The 17,429-nt window shown below is 69.9% G+C and carries 13 protein-coding genes and 2 pseudogenes; 4 read left to right on the forward strand and 11 right to left on the reverse strand.

Annotated features, from left to right (window positions below):
* The first annotated feature begins 142 nt into the window (after positions 1-142).
* From AB0G15_RS37740 to AB0G15_RS37750, 3 genes and pseudogenes are all read left to right on the forward strand, one after another.
* Positions 143-1,309: pseudogene (locus AB0G15_RS37740) on the forward strand (dicarboxylate/amino acid:cation symporter).
* A 173-nt stretch (positions 1,310-1,482) separates the two neighbouring features.
* Positions 1,483-2,058 carry a pyridoxamine 5'-phosphate oxidase family protein gene (locus tag AB0G15_RS37745; RefSeq protein WP_362849728.1) on the forward strand — a complete coding sequence of 192 codons (576 nt, stop codon included), beginning with the start codon at positions 1,483-1,485 and terminating at the stop codon, positions 2,056-2,058.
* Between the two features lie 392 nt (positions 2,059-2,450).
* Entirely contained in the window at positions 2,451-3,152 is a 702-nt protein-coding gene (locus tag AB0G15_RS37750; protein ID WP_362849731.1) for a hypothetical protein, read from the forward strand.
* A 36-nt stretch (positions 3,153-3,188) separates the two neighbouring features.
* Here AB0G15_RS37750 and htpX read toward each other — a convergent pair whose 3' ends face one another.
* The 7 genes and pseudogenes from htpX to AB0G15_RS37785 all read right to left on the reverse strand — a co-directional run bounded on the left by htpX (position 3,189) and on the right by AB0G15_RS37785 (position 12,154).
* Positions 3,189-4,040 carry a zinc metalloprotease HtpX gene (gene htpX / locus AB0G15_RS37755; RefSeq protein ID WP_362849734.1) on the reverse strand — a complete coding sequence of 284 codons (852 nt, stop codon included), beginning with the start codon at positions 4,038-4,040 and terminating at the stop codon, positions 3,189-3,191.
* A gap of 73 nt (positions 4,041-4,113) precedes the next feature.
* Positions 4,114-5,880 (reverse strand): NADH-quinone oxidoreductase subunit N, encoded by a 1,767-nt coding sequence (locus tag AB0G15_RS37760; protein ID WP_362849737.1) that lies wholly within the window; start codon positions 5,878-5,880, stop codon positions 4,114-4,116.
* Positions 5,877-7,718: an NADH-quinone oxidoreductase subunit M gene (locus AB0G15_RS37765; RefSeq protein ID WP_362849739.1), complete on the reverse strand. Its 1,842-nt coding sequence runs from the start codon at positions 7,716-7,718 to the stop codon at positions 5,877-5,879. Before AB0G15_RS37765 ends, AB0G15_RS37760 begins: the two co-directional genes overlap by 4 nt.
* A gap of 264 nt (positions 7,719-7,982) precedes the next feature.
* A complete protein-coding gene (locus tag AB0G15_RS37770; RefSeq protein ID WP_362849741.1) occupies positions 7,983-10,040 on the reverse strand; it encodes an NADH-quinone oxidoreductase subunit L in 2,058 nt (685 codons plus the stop codon).
* 218 nt (positions 10,041-10,258) lie between these two features.
* Positions 10,259-10,543, reverse strand: a pseudogene (gene nuoK, locus AB0G15_RS37775) (NADH-quinone oxidoreductase subunit NuoK); the annotation flags it as partial.
* Between the two features lies 1 nt (position 10,544).
* Positions 10,545-11,081, reverse strand: coding sequence for an NADH-quinone oxidoreductase subunit J (locus AB0G15_RS37780; protein ID WP_362849744.1), 537 nt, complete (start codon positions 11,079-11,081; stop codon positions 10,545-10,547).
* Entirely contained in the window at positions 11,078-12,154 is a 1,077-nt protein-coding gene (locus AB0G15_RS37785; RefSeq protein ID WP_362849747.1) for a 4Fe-4S binding protein, read from the reverse strand. The genes AB0G15_RS37780 and AB0G15_RS37785 overlap by 4 nt, the downstream gene beginning before the upstream one ends.
* A 255-nt stretch (positions 12,155-12,409) precedes the next feature.
* Between AB0G15_RS37785 and AB0G15_RS37790 the strand changes: the two genes are divergently transcribed.
* Positions 12,410-13,876: a protein kinase gene (locus AB0G15_RS37790; RefSeq protein WP_362849750.1), complete on the forward strand. Its 1,467-nt coding sequence runs from the start codon at positions 12,410-12,412 to the stop codon at positions 13,874-13,876.
* A gap of 218 nt (positions 13,877-14,094) precedes the next feature.
* On the opposite strand, the gene AB0G15_RS37795 is transcribed toward AB0G15_RS37790, so the two are convergent.
* The 4 genes from AB0G15_RS37795 to AB0G15_RS37810 all read right to left on the reverse strand — a co-directional run bounded on the left by AB0G15_RS37795 (position 14,095) and on the right by AB0G15_RS37810 (position 17,302).
* Positions 14,095-15,033 carry a hypothetical protein gene (locus AB0G15_RS37795; RefSeq protein ID WP_362849753.1) on the reverse strand — a complete coding sequence of 313 codons (939 nt, stop codon included), beginning with the start codon at positions 15,031-15,033 and terminating at the stop codon, positions 14,095-14,097.
* Positions 15,034-15,159: 126 nt separating this feature from the next.
* Positions 15,160-16,113 carry an NADH-quinone oxidoreductase subunit NuoH gene (gene nuoH / locus AB0G15_RS37800; RefSeq protein WP_362698338.1) on the reverse strand — a complete coding sequence of 318 codons (954 nt, stop codon included), beginning with the start codon at positions 16,111-16,113 and terminating at the stop codon, positions 15,160-15,162.
* Positions 16,114-16,206: 93 nt separating this feature from the next.
* The gene (locus AB0G15_RS37805) at positions 16,207-16,869 is read right to left on the reverse strand and encodes an NADH-quinone oxidoreductase subunit C (protein WP_362849756.1); all 663 of its coding nucleotides are present in this window, start codon (positions 16,867-16,869) and stop codon (positions 16,207-16,209) included.
* Positions 16,862-17,302: an NADH-quinone oxidoreductase subunit B gene (locus AB0G15_RS37810; RefSeq protein WP_246474028.1), complete on the reverse strand. Its 441-nt coding sequence runs from the start codon at positions 17,300-17,302 to the stop codon at positions 16,862-16,864. Before AB0G15_RS37810 ends, AB0G15_RS37805 begins: the two co-directional genes overlap by 8 nt.
* Positions 17,303-17,429: the final 127 nt, after the last annotated feature.

Below are 17,429 nucleotides of genomic sequence, written 5' to 3' on the forward strand. Positions count from 1 at the left end.
CTCCGGTCTCCGGTCTCCGGTCTCCGGTCTCCGGTCTCCGGTCTCCGGTCTCCGGTCTCCGGTCTCCGGTCTCCGGTCTCCGGTCTCCGGTCTCCGGTCTCCGGCAGCCTAATCCCCTTACTTCTGGCTTCTGGTCGGAAAAATCTTCGTCCAGCTGCTCAAGCTGACAGTACCGCCGCTGGTGTTCACCGCCGTGGTGGTCAGCGTCGCCAATCTCCGCAACGTCAACGGCGCGGCAAGGTTGGCAGGTAAGACGCTCTTCTGGTTCCTGGCCACCGCGCTGATCGCCGTCATCGTCGGCATCGGCCTCGGCCTGATCATCAACCCCGGCCAAGGCGTCGCCCTGAGCACGGCGGGCGCGAAGGCGCCCGGGAACGTCGGCACGTGGGTCGACTTCCTCACCGGCATCGTTCCGACGAACATCGTCACGGCGTTCACCGAGCTCAACGTCCTCCAGATCGTCTTCCTGGGGGTCGTCATCGGCGCGGCGGCCATCGCGATCGGCGAGAAGGCCGAGCCGTTCCTCGACTTCAGCCGCTCGATCCTCGAACTGGTCCAGAAGGCGCTGTGGTGGGTCATCCGCCTGGCCTCCATCGGGACCGCCGGCCTGATCGGCAAGTCGGTCGCCACGTACGGATGGGACCTGCTCGCACCGCTGGCCAAGTTCACCCTCGGCGTCTAGGCCGGCTGCTTCATCGTCCTGCTGGCCGTCTACCCGACGCTGCTGGCGCTGGTCGGCAAGGTCAACCCGATCACGTTCTTCCGCAACGCATGGCCCGCGATCGAGCTGGCCTTCGTCTCCCGTTCCTCGGTCGGCACGCTGCCGCTGACGCAGAAGGTCACGATCGAGCGTCTGGACGTCGGCCGTGACTACGCCTCCTTCGCCGTGCCGTTCGGCGCGACCACCAAGATGGACGGCTGCGCCTCGATCTACCCGGCGCTGGCGGCGATCTTCGTGGCGCAGGTGTTCAACGTCCCGCTGGGGGTCGGCGAGTACCTGCTGATCGCGTTCGTCTCCGTGGTCGGCTCGGCCGCGACGGCCGGTCTGACCGGCGCGACCGTGATGCTCACGCTGACGCTGAGCACGCTGGGCCTGCCGCTCGAAGGCGTTGGCCTGTTGCTGGCCATCGACCCGATCCTCGACATGATCCGCACCGCGACCAACGTCGCGGGGCAGATCGTGGTACCGGTCCTCGTCGCTCGCAGCGAGGGTCGTATCGACGAGGAGGTGCTCAACGCTCCCCCGCAGCCGCTCGACGAGGCTCCGGTGAGCGCGCCGCGTCCCTTGGGTCAACCGGCGCTCGCATAACGTGCCCGCCCGAACATGAAGACGGGTGGCCCGCGCAGGGGTCACCCTTCTTCACGTTCCGGCAACGGTCCGCCCAGGCCGAGCCGTCCGAATTCCGGTACGGCCCTCCCTGCCGGAGGCAACTACCGGACACGGTGCCGACCGGCAAACAATGAAGAATTATCGTCCTGTTCATGGGGAAAATTCATGACAGGATTAACGATCGGCTGCGTGAGTTCATCGGAGCGCAGCCGGTCTACTTCGTGGCGACGGCTCCCGAGCAGGGCGGCCACGTCAACATGTCCCCCAAGGGGTACGCCGACACCTTCGCCGTTCTCGATGACACCACCGTCGCCTACCTGGACCTGGACGGCAGCGGGGTGGAGACCATCGCCCATCTCCGCCAGAACGGCCGCATCACGGTCATGTTCTGCGCCTTCTCCGGCACTCCCAACATCCTCCGCCTGTACGGCACCGGCCGTGTCGTCGTACCGGATAGTCCCGACTTCGCAACACTGATCAAGAATTTCGGCCCGCATCCGGGCGTGCGGTCGATCGTCGTCGTCGACTGTGACCGGATCTCCGATTCCTGCGGCTTTTCGGTACCGTTCATGTCCTTCGACAAGGACCGGACGCTGCTGGACGAGTGGGCGGGACGCAAGGACGTCCAGCAGCGGCGCACCCACCGGGCGCGGAAGAACCGCGAGAGCATCGACGGCATCCCCGGCCTTTCCGCGCAGGAGACCGACCCGGTCACGCAGCACTCCTGAGACGGCCGGCCGGTGGCCGCCCCGGGACCGGCCCTCGCGGGGGCCGGTCCGTTCGCCCGCACCGGAGGGGGTTCCGCTCGCTTCCCGCGATCGGATGACACTCACGGCGACACCACCGGTCGGCCTTCCCCTGGGCGTACAGTAAGCCGGTAAGCGACGGACACCCCCCGTATGTCCGGAAGACTCGGGGGGCCTCAGTGGGGTTGTTCTGCCGCTTGAGCGTTTGCGTCGGCGCGGTCGCCGTGGTCGTGGGGGCGGGTGTCCCCGCGGAGGCCCGAGGTGCGCGACCTCCGGCCCGGTACGCGGGACTCGACGGGTGTGTCTGCGCTCCGTGGAAGCTCTGGGTACGCGGCGGCGGGGTGGTCGCTCTCCCCGACGCCCGGGTTTTCTCCGTGGGGAGGCAACGAGCACCGCTGGCCCTGTCGCCGAACGGTAGGTATGTCGCGTACTTCCAGCGGCGGGGTGGGGCGCTGGTGGTGCGGGAGGTGGCCACCGGCGAGGTGCGCGCGGTGCCGGGAGTGATGTGGTCGAACGCCCTGCGCGCGGCACGGGTCGATCTCTCTCCCGGCGGGCGGTACGTGGTGCTGGGCGTCGGCTGGGAGCATCGGATCCTGGACACGTACAGCGGGGAGAGCATCCCGGTGTCACCTGGCCTGCGACCGTGGAGTTTCAGCCCTGACGCGAAGTTCGTACTCGTGGTGGATAACACGTTTCAGGCGGTGATCTACTCGATGTCGCCCTTCGCCGAGCGGGGGCGCGTTCCGGTGGGGGGCGCGCTCGGCCCGGGCGGCGAGACCGTCGCCCACTTCACGGCACGTGACACGGGAATCCGCCTGTGGAACGTGCCCACCGGCGGCATCCCCAGGCACGATCCCATCGCCGTGCCCGTCGACAGGACTCCGACCCGGATGCGCTGGAACGGCGCGGGCCGCCTCGACCTGCAGACGGTCATCCCGCGCAGGACCAGGAAGGGGGGCGGCACCCGCTACACCTGGTATCGGGTCGATCAGGAGTCGGGCGGCACGGAACGGGTGAGTGGCTTCGTCGTCCCCGGATCCGTCCACAACCCGATCGTCACCGGGCTGACTCCCTGACCGTCACGGGCTGTGGAGGCTCACGGGAGCGCGGGGTCAGCGGCGGTAGCCGGCCATGCGCTCCAGGCGGGCGACGCGCTCGGCGGTGGGCGGGTGGGTGGAGAACATCCGGCCGATCCCGGCGCCGCGGAAGGGATTGGCGATCATCAGGTGGGAGGCGGAGGCGATCCGGCCGTTCTCCGGGAGGGGCAGCTGACGGGTGCCCATCTCGATCTTTCTCAGGGCCGAGGCGAGGGCCAGCGGATCACCCGTCAGCCGGGCGCCGGACTCGTCCGCCTGATACTCGCGGGAGCGGGAGATGGCCATCTGGATCATTCCGGCCGCGACCGGGCCAAGCACGATCATGAGGATCGCGCCGATGAACCCCGGGCCCTCGTCCTCGTCCCCACCACCGAAGAACAAGCCGACATAGCCGAGGTAGGTGATCATCGTGGCGAGCGCGCCGGCCACCGAGGAGATCAGGATGTCGCGGTTGTAGACGTGGGAGAGCTCGTGCCCGATGACCCCGCGCAGCTCGCGCTCGTCGAGGAGCTGGGTGATCCCGTAGGTCACGCAGACCGCGGCGTTGCGGGGGTTGCGCCCCGTCGCGAAGGCGTTGGGCTGCATGGTCGGCGAGACGTAGAGGCGGGGCATGGGCTGGCGGGCCTCGGTGGAGAGCTCGCGCACGATCCGGTAGAGGAGCGGCTGCTCCACCTCACCCACCGGCCGGGCGCGCATGGCCGACAGCGCGATGCGGTCGGAGAAGAAGTAGGCGACGCCGCTGGTCGCCAGCGCGACCAGGACCGCGATCTGCACGCCGGCGCCGCCTCCGAACCACGCCCCCACCACGATGATCACCGCGGACAGTGCGCCGAGAAGGACCGCGGTACGCAGACCGTTGTGGTGCACTACACCCCCCTTTCGGTTGATGCTGATTCACCTGTGACAACGTCTCCGGCCAGGTCGAACGTTCCCGGATGGTTCAGCCCGCGGCGATGAGCGCCGCGGGGACGAGATCGAGGACCAGCTGGGGGGCGGCCGAGAACGCGATCGCGACGATCCCGGCCACCGCGACCGCCACGCTCGCGGGTATCCATCCGGTGCCGCGGCCACCCGTCTCCGCACTGCCCGTCATGACGCTGCCCGGCGCGGCGCTGCCCGTCATGACGCTTCCTGTCACGGCGCTGCCCGGCGCGGCATCCCCGATCACAGCGCTGCCCGCCACGACGCTCCCGATCGCAGGGCTCTCGGTCACCGGGAGCGGAGTGAAGATCCGCACGACCCAGGCGACGTAGTAGTAGAGACCCACGACGGTGTTGACCGCCATCACGGCCGCCAGCCAGCCACCGCCTCCGCCGATGAGCTCCCGGAACACCACGATCTTGGCGAAGAGTCCGGCCAGCCCCGGGGGCAGGCCCGCCAGGCAGATCAGGAAGAAGGCCAGCGCCAGCCCGGCCGCCGGGCTCCGGAACGCCAGGCCCCGGTAGTCGTCCAGCTCTCCCCCGCCCGACCTCCTCGACACCAGCGTGACCACGGCGAACGCCCCGAGGTTCATCGCCGCGTAGAAGACCAGGTAGGCGACCGAGGCGTTCATCGCCTCGTCGTTCCTGATGCCGAGGGGAGCGAGGATGTAGCCCGACTGGGCGACGGACGACCAGGCGAGCAACCGCACGGCGTGGCGCTGGCGCGTGGCCAGGAGGTTGCCGACGGTCATGGTCAGCGCGGCGAGAATCGCGACCAGCGGGACCCAGACGGCCCCCTGGCCGCCCAGGGCGACGACCAGGATGAGGATCAGCCCCGCGAACCCCGCCGCCTTGGAGATGACGGAGAGGAGCGCCGCGACGGGGACGGGCGCGCCCTGGTAGACGTCACCCGCCCACGCGTGGAACGGCACCGCTGCGATCTTGAAGGCGAACCCCGCGAGGACCAGGACCACGGCCACGGTGACCACGGCGGGCAGGTCGTAGGCGATCTGCAGCGAGGACTCGTAAGCGCCGACGTCACCGACGTCGCCCTGGCCGGGCCCGAGGCCGGTGGCGGCGGGGACGTCCTGTCGCAGAACGTGGGCGATGCGGTCGAGGTAGACGGTGCCGGTCGTTCCGTACAGCAGGGAGACCCCGAAGAGCATCACCGCCGTGGAGACCACGGAGACCAGGAAGAGCTTGACCGCCGCCTCGGAGCTCCGGCCGTCGTAACGCTTGAGCGCGGTGAGCGCGAACACCGGCAGCGAGACGAGCTCCAGCGCGACCACCAGCATGATCAGGTCACGGGAGGCGGGCAGGGCGACGGCACCCGCCAGCGTGCAGAGCAGCAGGAAGTACCACTCTCCGACGGGGATGTCCCCGGAGGAGAGTTCGGCCGCCGACAGCAGCACCACGACAATCCCGGCGAACAGCGCGAGCCCGGCGAAGACCAGCGTGAAGTCGTCGACCACGAACGAGCACGGTGCCACGGCGGCCGTGGGCGCCGCCGGCCCGGTGACCGAGGGGGCGATGGCGCCGATCACCGCGCGGGGGGAGCCGAGCAGCCCCTCTGGCACGCAGAAGGTTCTCAGCGGCTCTCCGGCGCGTACCGCCTGGGAGATCACCACCGCCAGTGCGGCGACCACCCCGGACAGCGTGACCGCTCCGAGTGCCGTCCGGACGTACGGCCTGCGGGGCAGGAAGGCGTCCAGGAGCAACACGAGCCCTGCGGCGAGGGCGAGGATCAGGGGCGGCGCGACCGCGTAGTAGTCGATCGACTGGATCACGGCGCGCCCACCAGGGTCCGGACCACCGGATCGGTGAGGAGAAGAAGCGCCTTGGGCCAAAGCCCGAACAGCAGGATCAACGCGATCAACGGCACCCAGGCGGCCAGTTCGTGGCCCGAGACGTCGGGCATGCGCGATCTGTCCGTGCTCGTCGCTCCCGAAGCGACTCGCGAAGTCGCCCCGGCCCTCGAACCCCCCGAAGTCCCCAGAGCCGCCGAAGTCCCCAGAGCCGCCGGAGCCGCCGGAGTCGCCGGAGTCGCCGGAGTCGCCGGAGTCGCCGGAGGAGGAGCGCCGCCCCCGCCGGCGGTTGCCATGAGGGGGCCCTCCTTCTCCCCCGTCTCACCGGCGGGGGCGCCACCGTCGCGATCGCCCTCCTCCCCGGTCGGTCCCGTGGAGGGCAGGCCGCCCGCGGCGGCCGCGGCGAGGACCGGGACATGGACGGTCTCGGTACCCCGGCCGTGAGTGACGCGGGAGAGCATGAGCAGGAAGTAGGCGGCGGTCAGCACGGTACCGAGACCTCCCAGGGCCATGAAGACCAGGTAGAGGGGGCGCGACAGACCCGCGGCCGGTTCGAAGGCACCGAGGAGGGCCAGCATCTCGCCCCAGAAGCCCGCCAGTCCCGGCAGCCCGAGCGAGGCGACGCAGGCGAAGGTGAGCAGGGAGGCGAGGCGGGGAAGGCGTGTCAGCATGCCACCGCCGAGGGCCGGCATGTCGGAGGTGCCGTAGCGCTCCTTGATCGCTCCGGCGATGAAGAACAGCAGTGCGGTGATGAGACCGTGGGCGATGTTGCCGAACAGGGCGCCGTTGACTCCGGCCGGAGTGAGCGTGGCGAAGCCCAGGAGCACGAAACCCATGTGGCCGACCGAGGAGTAGGCGATCATCCTTTTGAGGTCACGCTGGGCGAGACAGGCCAGCGAGCCGTAGACGATGCCGATCACCGCGAAAACCCCGAGCCACGGGGCCGTCGCGGCGGCGCCGTCGGGCAGGACCGGGATCGCGACGCGGGCGAAGCCGTACGTGCCCATCTTGAGCAGCACGCCCGCCAGGAGCACCGAACCGACGGTCGGCGCCTCGGTGTGGGCGTCGGGCAGCCAGGTGTGCAGCGGCCACATCGGGGTCTTGACCGCGAAGCCGATGCCGACGGCCAGGAAGGCGATGGTCTGCACCGCGGGGGACATGCCCGTTCCCCGTGCCCGCGCGAGGGCGATCATGTCCAGGGTGCCGGTCTGGGACCAGATGAGCAACAGTCCCAGCAGGAGGACCACCGAGCCGAGCAGGGTGTAGAGGATGAATTTGATCGCCGCCGCCCGGCGGGCACGCCCGCCCCAGATGGCGATCACGAAGTACATCGGGATGAGGACGACCTCGAAGAACACGAAGAAGAGCAACAGGTCGAGCGCGAGAAAGGTGCCGATCATGCCCACTTCGAGCACGAGCAGCGTGAACACCAGCGCCCGTGGCCGGTTGCCACCGGGCCGGGGACTCAGCAGCTGCCCGGGGCCGTCGGCGCGCCCCCGGCACAGGTAGACGAAGCAGAGGAAGGTCAGCAGCGTGGTCAGCACGACCAGCGGCAGCGAGATCCCGTCCACGCCGAGGTGGAACCTGAGGTCGAGGCCGGGGATCCAGGCCAGGTCGGTCGCGAACTGCACCCGGGCGGCGTCGCCGTAGTCGAACGCGGCGACCAGCACCACCGACAGCGCGAACGTGAGGCCGGAGACGACCAGGCCGTGCATCCTGAGCAGCCGCCCCCTGGCCGCGACGTCCGACCCGAACGGTGCGAGCAGCGCGGCGGCTCCGGCGAGCGGCACCCCGAGGAGCACGATCAGCATCCAGCTCATGGCGTGGCCACCTCACCGAGGTTCGGCACCGGTTTCGGCACAGGGTCCGGTCCTGGGTTCGCCCCGGTGTCCGGTCCTGGGTCCGGATTCGATGTCGGTTTCGGATTCAGTGTCGGTTTCTGGTTCGGTGTCGGGTTCTGGTTCGGTGTCGGGTTCGAATCCGGTCGTGTGCTCGGTGGCGAAAAGGAGGTCAACGGCGCGTCACCGCCAGACGGATGAGAAGCAGCACGACGAGGGCAACGACGCCCCAGAACAGCAGAGAGATCATCTAAAGATCACCGCCCCGGCCGCGATCAGGAGGACTCCGGCCAGCAGGCCGGTGATGTAGAGCTGGGCGTTGCCGTTCTGCACCAGGCGGACCAGCCCGGCCAGGCTCAGGGTCGCCCGGCCCGAGCCGCGCACGGCACCGTCCACCACGCGACCGTCGGCGCGGACGACAAGACTCGCCAGGAGCAGCACGGGTCGGACGAACAGACCGGTGTAGACGGAGTCGACGTGAAAGGCCTGCTCGCAAGGGGCTCGGAAGGGACCGAGCAGGCGAGCCGGGTCGGCCAGGGGGTCGGAGCGCCACACGGCGTAGACCGCTCCCGCCCCCAGCAGCGCCACCGCGAGGCTGAGGACGGCGGCGTCCCAGTGAACGTCGCCGACACGGGCGAAACCGAGGAGCAGGGCCGGAACGGCCAGGACGAGGATGGGCCAGCGCATGGTGGCCGGGGCCTCGTGAACGGGGGTGTGAGCGTCGCGGACGGTATGCGGCGCGCCGGACACGGGCGTGGACATGGACGCGGGCTGGGTCTGGGCCTGGATCTGGGAGGCACGCTGCCCGAAGAAGGTCCGCAGCCACGCGCGGGTGGCGTAGGCGCCGGTCACCGCGACCGTGGCGAGGGCGCAGCCGTAGAGCAGCAGGGCCGCGGCGCCTGTCAGCGGCCCGGAGGACAGGGAGTGCTCGATGGCCACCAGCACCTCGTCCTTGCTGAAGAAGCCGCTGGCCGGAGGCAGGCCCATGAGCGCGGCGAAGCCGATCGTCATCGCGGCGAAGGTGACGGGAAGTCCTCTCCTGAGGCCCCCCATCGTGCTCATCAGGTTGGAGCCGACCGCGTGGATCACCGCCCCGGCGCAGAGGAAAAGAAGTGCCTTGAAAGCGCCGTGGGTGATCAGGTGGAAGATCGCGGCGCTCCGGGACCCGGCGGCCAGGGCACCGGCCATGTAGGCGAGCTGGCTGATCGTGGAGTAGGCGAGGACGCGTTTGAGGTCGTCCTGGGCCAGGGCGGCGAAGGCCGCGCCGAGCATGCCGATGGCGGCCAGGACCGCGAGGACGTCCAGGGTGGGGCGGGCACCGAGAAAGGCCGGGTAGAGCCGGGCGACGACGAAGATGCCCGCGGCGACCATGGTGGCCGCGTGGATGAGGGCGCTGATCGGTGTCGGTCCGGCCATCGCGTCGGGAAGCCAGACGTGCAACGGCACCTGGGCGCTCTTCCCCGCCACCCCGGCGAGCAGCAACATGGTCGCGACGATGAGCGTGCCGGAGGACATCTCGGGGACTTCGGCGATGACGTCGGCGATCCTGAAGCTTCCCGCCGCCGTCCCGAGGACGAAGATGCCGAACAGGAATCCGACGTCGCCGATCCGGGTGACGAGGAACGCCTTGATCGCCGCTCGCGAGTTGGCCCTGTCTTCCCACCAGTGCCCGACCAGCAGGTAGGAGCACAGGCCCATGATCTCCCAGCCCACGTAGAGGACCATGAGGTCCGCCGCGTAGACGACCAGCAGCATGGCGCTGGTGAACAGGCTGATGAAGGAGCTGTAGGACGGGTAGCGCCGGTCGCCGCGCATGTAACCGACGGAGTAGATCTGCACCGCCAGCGCGACCACGGCGACCAGCACGGCGATCGACGCGGCGAGGCCGTCGACCAGCAGCCCGACCGAGATCGGCACCGAACCCGTCTCGATGACGGTGAACGCCGCGGTGACACCGTCGATCGTCCCCTGGCCCCCCGGCCCGACCGGGGCGGACCGTTCGGCTCCGCCCCCGCCGGTGGCAGCCCAGGTCGCGTAGGCCAGCCAGATCGCCAGGGCCGCGGAGACGGCGGTGGGCACCACGGCGATCCAGGCGGCCCGGTGATTGGCGGCGGTGTCGACGTTGACCTTGAAGGCGTCACTCCTGGGAGCGTCGGCCCGGGGTGCGTCGGCCTCGAGGATGCCGCCTTCGCCGGTCGCCGAGGGCGTCACGTGGTGGAGGCGCCGGGGGAAACGGGAGCCGAGAAGGCCGGTGAGCGCCGCGAGGAAGGGCAGCAGGATCACGAGCGAGGCGATAGTGATCATGGCGCGTCACCCGGCCTCGTGTCCGCCTCGGATCCGGCTTTGGATCCGGCCCCGGATCGGGAGCGCCGCGCATCGGTCCCGGTCTGGGGGTGCGTCCGTGTCTGGGACCGGCTCCGGACCTCGGCCGGAGGGCGCTCCGCAGATGAGGAGTCGGGGCCGGTGTTGCCGGGACCGGCGTCGGCGAGGTCGGTGTCCGTGGGGTCGGACAGGGAGCGGAGGCGGTCGAGGTCGACGGTCTGGCGGTTGCGGTAGAGCGCGAGGATGATCGCGAGACCGAGGCCGACCTCGGCGGCGGCGATCACGATGACGAACAGTGTGAGGACCTGCCCGCCGTGCAGCCGGTCGCGCAACCACACGTCGAAGGCGACCAGGTTGAGGTTGACAGCGTTGAGCATGAGCTCGACGGACATCAGCACGAGGATCGTGTTGCGGCGGGCGAGCACCCCGTACACGCCGATGGAGAACAGTAGCGCCGAGACGACCGCGGGATAGACGACGTGCACGTCAGTCCCTCCCGCGGATGTCCGTGCGGGACAGGACGATGGCGCCGATCAGGGCCGCCAGCAGCAGGACCGAGAGCGCCTCGAACGGGAGCACCCAGTTACGGAAGATGCTGGAACCGAGCTCACTGGCCGATCCACCACCGGGTTCGAGCTGGACGTAGGCCATGCGGAAGCCGTCGACGACGACGGTGACCAGCACGGCCGCGGTGGCGATCGCCACGATCGCCGCGGTCGGACGGTTCGGGCTGTCGAGGTCGGCGCTCCTGCCGATCGGGGCACGGGTGAGCATGATCCCGAACAGGAGCAGGACCACGATCGCGCCGACGTAGATCAGCACCTGGACCCAGGCGACGAACTCGGCGGTGAGCACCAGATAGCACCCGGCCAACGCGCCGAAGCAGACGACCAGCCACAGGGCCGCGTGGACGAGCTGCCTGGTGGTCACGACGAGCAGCGCCGACCCGACGGCCACCGCGCCCAGCAGAAGGAAGACGATCTCCTGCCCGGTCGGCGACAGGTAGGACGGCACCTCGGTCACTTCTCCTCCTCGGCCTCTCCGCTCGGATCCGTGGAAGGAGTCTGCTCCGGTGTGGCCGCCGCCGGAGGCATCTCACCCCCGCCTGTGGATAACTTCTCCACGGATGGCCCACCTGTGGACGGATCGTTTTTCTTCGGAAGGGCACCCGGTGGCCGGATGGCCCGGACGCTCGCGTGCCCCGCCGAGGTGCCCGGTCTGGACGACCTGCCCGAGGATGGACCGCGCCGCACGGGCGGCCCATCGGGGGTGCCGGGAGCGGGTGAGGCGGGTGGCGAGGACGGGGAACCGGACGGCGAAGGCCCGGGCGGCGAAGACGGGCCATCGGGCGCGGAGGTGCCGGAACCGGGCGCGGAGACTCCGGGGCCCGGCGGGAGACCCGGCCCGGAGCGGGAATCGGCGGGGGGCGCCGGGGCTCCGGACGGCGAAGCCGACGCGCCGGGCGCGGAGGCGGAGGCCGCGGAACCAGGACCGGCCGCGGGACCAGGACCGGCGGTAGGGCCGGAGCCGGCTGCGGAACCGGGGCCGGCGGTGAGACCAGGACCGCCCGCGGGGCCGGGACCGGCGGGAACAACGGGACCGGCGGCGGGGCCGCTCCCGGTTCCGGCAGCGGAGGGAGCCGGGCGAGGACGGACCGGGCGGGAGGTGGCCGCCAGTTCCTTGGGCGGATCGGCGTTGGGCTCGTGGGCCGGAGGCGGCGGTACGGTCTGGGCCCAGGCGGCCAGCTTGTCCTTCTCATGAAGAAGGTTACGGATGTCGCCTTCGGCGTACTCGAACTCCGGAGACCAGAACAGCGCGTCGAAGGGGCAGACCTCGATGCAGATCCCGCAGTACATGCACAGGGAGAAGTCGATCGCGAAACGGTCGAGCATGTTGCGGGCCCGGGGACGACCGCCTTCCGGGGCGGGGAGGGTCTCCTTGTGGGAGTCGATGTAGATGCACCAGTCGGGGCACTCGCGGGCACAGAGCATGCACACCGTGCAGTTCTCCTCGACCAGCGCGATCACCCCCCTGCTCCTCGGGGGCAACTCCGGCCGGACTTCGGGATACTGCTGGGTCACCGACCTGTTCAGCATGTGGCGAAGGGTGACGGAAAGTCCCTTCGCCAGTCCCACTCCTGGTATCCGTGCCACAACTCAACATCATGGCGCACAGCGGGGCGCTCGGGAATGCGTGGGCCCCGGAGACCGTCGCGGCGAGAGGTATCAACCGGAGAACCGGGTTATCCACAGAAGTTATCCACAGACTGTGTGTTCGATAACCGCTCTCCAACCACAGGCTCGCCATCGAAGCGACTGCGGACCTTCTGAAAAAATCGTATTGTTCGCCACATGTCCCACCAGTACGGGCCGGCTTGGCAGTCGCAACCACCGGCGCGATCCAACACGGCGTGGAGCGTCGTGTGGGCGCTGGTACCCCTGCTGACCTGCGGCATCGGGACGCCGTTCGTGATCGGCCATGCCGCGCGCCGGCTGCGGAGCCCGTTGCTGGCCGTCGCCGCCGTCTTCTACGGGCTCGGCATCGGTATTTTCATGGTCATCGCGGGAACCTATGGAGATTCCAACGACATCCCGGTCGTGCTGGACTCCATCGGGACGATCGGCCTGCTGGGCAGCTGGATCGGCGGGCTGGGTCACGCACTGATCCTCAGAGGATCGGTTTTCCGGCGGTGGCCGTCCCGGGAATTCCGTCCGGGACCGTCTCAGGGGTCTCAGGGGTCTCAGGGGTACGGCCACGTGCAGGACCCGCCCCGAGTGCCGGGATACCAGACGGGTCCCACCGCGACCTCGGCCGGGTACCCGCCCGCGCAATGGCCACAGTCACACCACCAGGAGCCTCCGCACCACGGCGGGTACCAGCGGCCGCCACAGCCCCGCCATGACGACCGGCCGCCGCAGTACGCGCCCCAGTACGCCCAGGGCCGCTTCGCGCAGGGCCAGCCCACCCACACCTCACAGAATCCCCACGCCCCCTTCGCGCAGAGTCTGCCCGCCTACACCTCACAGAGCCAGAAGGCCCCGGCCCCGCTGGGCTGGCTCGGGCCGTACCGGCTGATCGGCAACCTGGGGAAGGGCGGCCAGGGAACGGTTCACCTCGCGCTCAACCCGCAGGGGCAGAAGGTCGCGATCAAGGTGCTGCACGAGCACTTCAACGGCAACCAGGTGGTCAGGGAGCGGTTCCTGCGGGAGGTCGAGGCGACCCGCAGGGTGGCGACGTTCTCCACGGCACGGGTACTCGACGTGAACATCAACGAGGACCAGGCGTACGTCGTCAGCGAGTACGTGGAGGGCGACTCCCTGGAGCAGCTGGTCCGCGACAGAGGTCCGCGCGACGGGGACGGCCTGACCAGGCTGGCCCTGGCCACGGCGGGCGCGCTGGCCGCGATCCACCGGGCCGGCGTGGTGCATCGGGATTTCAAACCGGCCAACGTGCTGATCGGCGCCGACGGCCCCCGCGTGATCGACTTCGGCATCGCCCGAGCCCTCGACCAGGTCACCGCGACATCGGGCAACATCATGGGCACCCCCGCTTACATGTCGCCCGAGCAGCTCTCCGGCGGGGCGATCGGCCCGGAGACCGACGTGTTCAGCTGGGCCGCGACCATGATCTTCGCCGCCTCGGGAAAGGTGGCCTTCGGGGAGGACACCATCCCCGCGATCCTGAACCGGGTGATCAACCACCAGCCGGACCTGGCGGCCCTGCCCCAGTCACTGCGCCCGCTGGCCGCCGCCTGCCTGGACAAGCAGCCGGGAAACCGGCCCACGGCCGCCGACATCATGCTGCGAATCGTGCAGTAGGGAACCAGGACCACCGGCACTCGCGCGAAAAGCCGATATGAAGAGCCGGCGCGCAGAACCGACATGGAAAGCCGGCGCGGAAATCGGCACCCGAAAACCGGTGCCTCGCCAACCGATGCCTCGCCAACCGGTGCCTCGAAAACCGGTGCCGGGAAGGCTTGAGCAGCCGGCGCCAGAAGGCCACGCGGAGGAGACGTGACGGCGCGGGCGAAGCCCGGCTAGGGAACCGCGTCCTTCGCCCGCGCCGTCAGCTCCAGGTACTCGTCGCGGGTCAGCGCGCGGACCTCGAACCCAAGGCCGTTCCCGGTGGCGAAGCGCTCGACGTCCTCGGCGTCCCAGTGTCCCGGCAGGTGGAACAACTCCCCGCCCACCATCAGGCCGGTCACCCCGGACTCCGCCGAGTACAGCAGCAGCTCGGACGCGTCCAGCTCGCGGGTCCTGCGCGCGGTCTCCAGCAGCAGGCGGCCGTGGACGACCACCAGGCGGCAGTGCGGCTGGCCCTCGCGCCTGAGCACGCGTCCCTCGGCGGTCTGGTTGCGGGACCTGCGGCGGCCGACCCCGACCACGACGACGGCCCCGGCGACCGTCAGCGCGGCCAGCACCAGGGCGGCGATCCCGAGCGGGCCCATCCCCCGGGTGACGTCGGCGCGGGTCTCGGTCAGGTTGAGGAGCACGAGCGCCACGAAGACCGCACCATAGGCGAGCACCGCCCACATGAGCACGTACAGCAGCTGCTCTCGCCACCACACCTTCGGCGAGCTCAGAGGCGGTCTGAGGCTTCTCGCGCCGGGCACGCGCAGGCGTGGCAGGGGCGCGGGCGCCCGGCGCCAGGTCACCGCGCGCCATCTCGGCGACCTCCGGGCGAGGGCGACCCTGGCTTGCTGCGGCGTGTCGAACGCCCGGAACTCGAACTCCAGCCCGTTGTCCGCGGCGAACGCCTTCACCGCCTTCTTCGACCGGGACCCCGGAGCCTCCAGCATGACCAGGCCGGACTCGTCGAGCACCGCCAGGCCGTATCTCGTCCTCCCCCTGCCGGGATAACCGAAGATCAGCAGCGTGCTCACCCGGCCCTCCCCGGCGAGCGGCAGCCGCACCGCCGGATGTTCCGGCACATCGACGACCAGTTCATCCTTTTCCACGGCAAGCGCGAGGGTCATGCGTTCCGTCCTTGGCAGGTGGTGTCACAGAGTGTATTTACTCCCTGCCCTGCGTGGGCACTTCGAACGTCAGATCGTTCGGTACGACGGTCCGGGCGGTACGCGGAACGACCGGAAAGGAGAAGATCATCCCGCGGCGACCCTGACGATTCCCGTCAGCGCCAGCTGGACCAGGGCCAGCGGTACCAGGACGACCCAGGCGAGCCGCTGCAGCTGGTCCTCGCGCAGGCGGGGATAGCTCACCCGGAGCCAGATGATCACGAAGACCAGCAGGAACACCTTGAGGAGCATCCACACCGGCCCTGGCAGGAACGGGCCGTGCCAGCCGCCGAGGAAGAGCACGCTGGTGAGCGCGGAGATCACGATGATCCCGGCGTACTCGGCCAGCATGAACAGGGCGAACCTCATGCCGGTGTACTCGGTCATCGGCCCCATGATGATCTCGGAGTCGGCGATCGGCATGTCGAACGGCGGGCGGCGGAGCTCGGCGAGCCCGGCGACGAAGAAGACCACGCCGCCGATCGCCTGCCAGGGCAGCCACCACCACTGCCAGGCCTCCACGATGCCCGGCAGGGAGAGCGTGCCCGCCGCCATCGCGACGCTGGAGGCCGCGAGGACCAGCGGCAGCTCGTACGACATGAGCTGGGCGGCCGAGCGCATCCCGCCCAGGACGGAGTACTTGTTGCCCGAGGACCACCCGGCCATGATCGAGCCGAGCACGCCGACCCCCATCACGGCGAGGACGAAGAACAGTCCGGCGTCCAGGTCGACCCCGACCAGCCCGGGTCCGACCGGGATGACGACCATCACCAGGAGGTAGGGGACCAGCGCCACGCCGGGGGCCAGGCTGAAGACCCGGCGGTCGGCGGCGGTCGGGATCACCTGCTCCTTCTGCATGAACTTGACCCCGTCGGCGATCAACTGGGCCCAGCCGTGGAAGCCTCCGGCGTACATGGGACCGAGGCGCGACTGCATGTGCGCCATGACCTTGTGCTCCATCTGCCCGGCGACCAGTGGCAGCACCAGGAAGATCGCGACGATCACGACAAGCCGTACCGCGACGTCGAGCACCTCGGCGATCACGGGCACCTCCGGTCCTTCTGGGGAGACCCCCGGCCATCACCGACAGCGCGGGCGTCACAGGCATCGCGGCTGGACGGCCGCCGGGGAGTCTCAGGCGTCACGTTCGCGCCCCCAGTCGGCGGGCACCCCCGGCGGGAGCGTCTTGCGGCGGCTCGGCGAACCGTGGCCGGACTCTCCGGGCTCCTTGGCCCCCGGCCAGGCCTTGGCGACCCGGGCGGCGAGCACGAAGTCCTTGCGCAGCGGGAAACCCTCGAAGCCCTCGGGAAGCAGCAGCGGCACCAGGTTCGGGTGGCCCTCGAAGACGACGCCGAACATCTCGAAGGTCTCGCGCTCGTGCCAGTCGGCTCCGCGGAAGACACCGACCGCGCTGGGCAGCCGGGGGTCGGCGCGCGGGATCCGGGTGCGCAGCAGCAGGTGGGTGTGCGCGACGGGGGCGAAGAGGTGGGCGACGACCGCGAACGCCTCCGGCGGCTCGTCCACCGCGGTCAGCCAGTCGAAGAACTCGTAGCCCCCGGCCCTGGCGGACTGCAGCAGGTCGATCCAGCCACCGGGATCCACGTCGACCGTGGTCTGGCCGAAGGACTCCGACACCCGGGCGCCCTCGCCGTACACGAAACCGGGCGCGGAACCGGACGTGGAACCGTCCCCAGGACCGAGCGCGGAACCGTCCTCAGGACCGAGCGCGGGTCCGGGCGCGGAACCGGAGGCGGGTTCGGGCGTGGAACCGGACGTGGGTTCTGGCAATTCAGGCATAGCGGTCACCCAGGTTCTCCGCTGCGATCTTCTCCTGGAGCATCATGATGCCGTGGAGCAGCGCCTCGGGGCGAGGGGGGCAGCCGGGGACGTAGACGTCGACCGGGATGATCTGGTCGACCCCCTTGGTCACGCAGTAGGAGTCCCAGTACGGGCCGCCGGAGTTGGAGCAGGCGCCGAAGGAGATCACGTACTTCGGGTCGGGCATCTGCTCGTAGAGCCGCTTGACCGCGGGCGCCATCTTGTCGGTCACCGTGCCTGAGACGATCATCAGATCCGCCTGCCGGGGACCGTTGGCGAACGGGATGACCCCGAACCTTATGAAGTCGTGCCTGCTCATCGAGGTCGCGATGAACTCGATCGCGCAGCAGGCCAGGCCGAAGTTGAACGCCCACAGCGAGTAACGGCGCCCCCAGTTCAGGATGAAGCGCATGGGTTTGGGAGCCAGACGCGAGACTGGCCCCACGGTGGGCATCGGGAGATCCGCCATGGCACGCATTCTCCTTCAGAGTCGGTGCTCGCGCTCGCCCGGCCCTTCGACTTTCCAGGTCCGGCCTGTC

The organism is Streptosporangium sp. NPDC023825, from assembly GCF_040639575.1.
Classification (GTDB): Bacteria; Actinomycetota; Actinomycetes; order Streptosporangiales; family Streptosporangiaceae; genus Streptosporangium.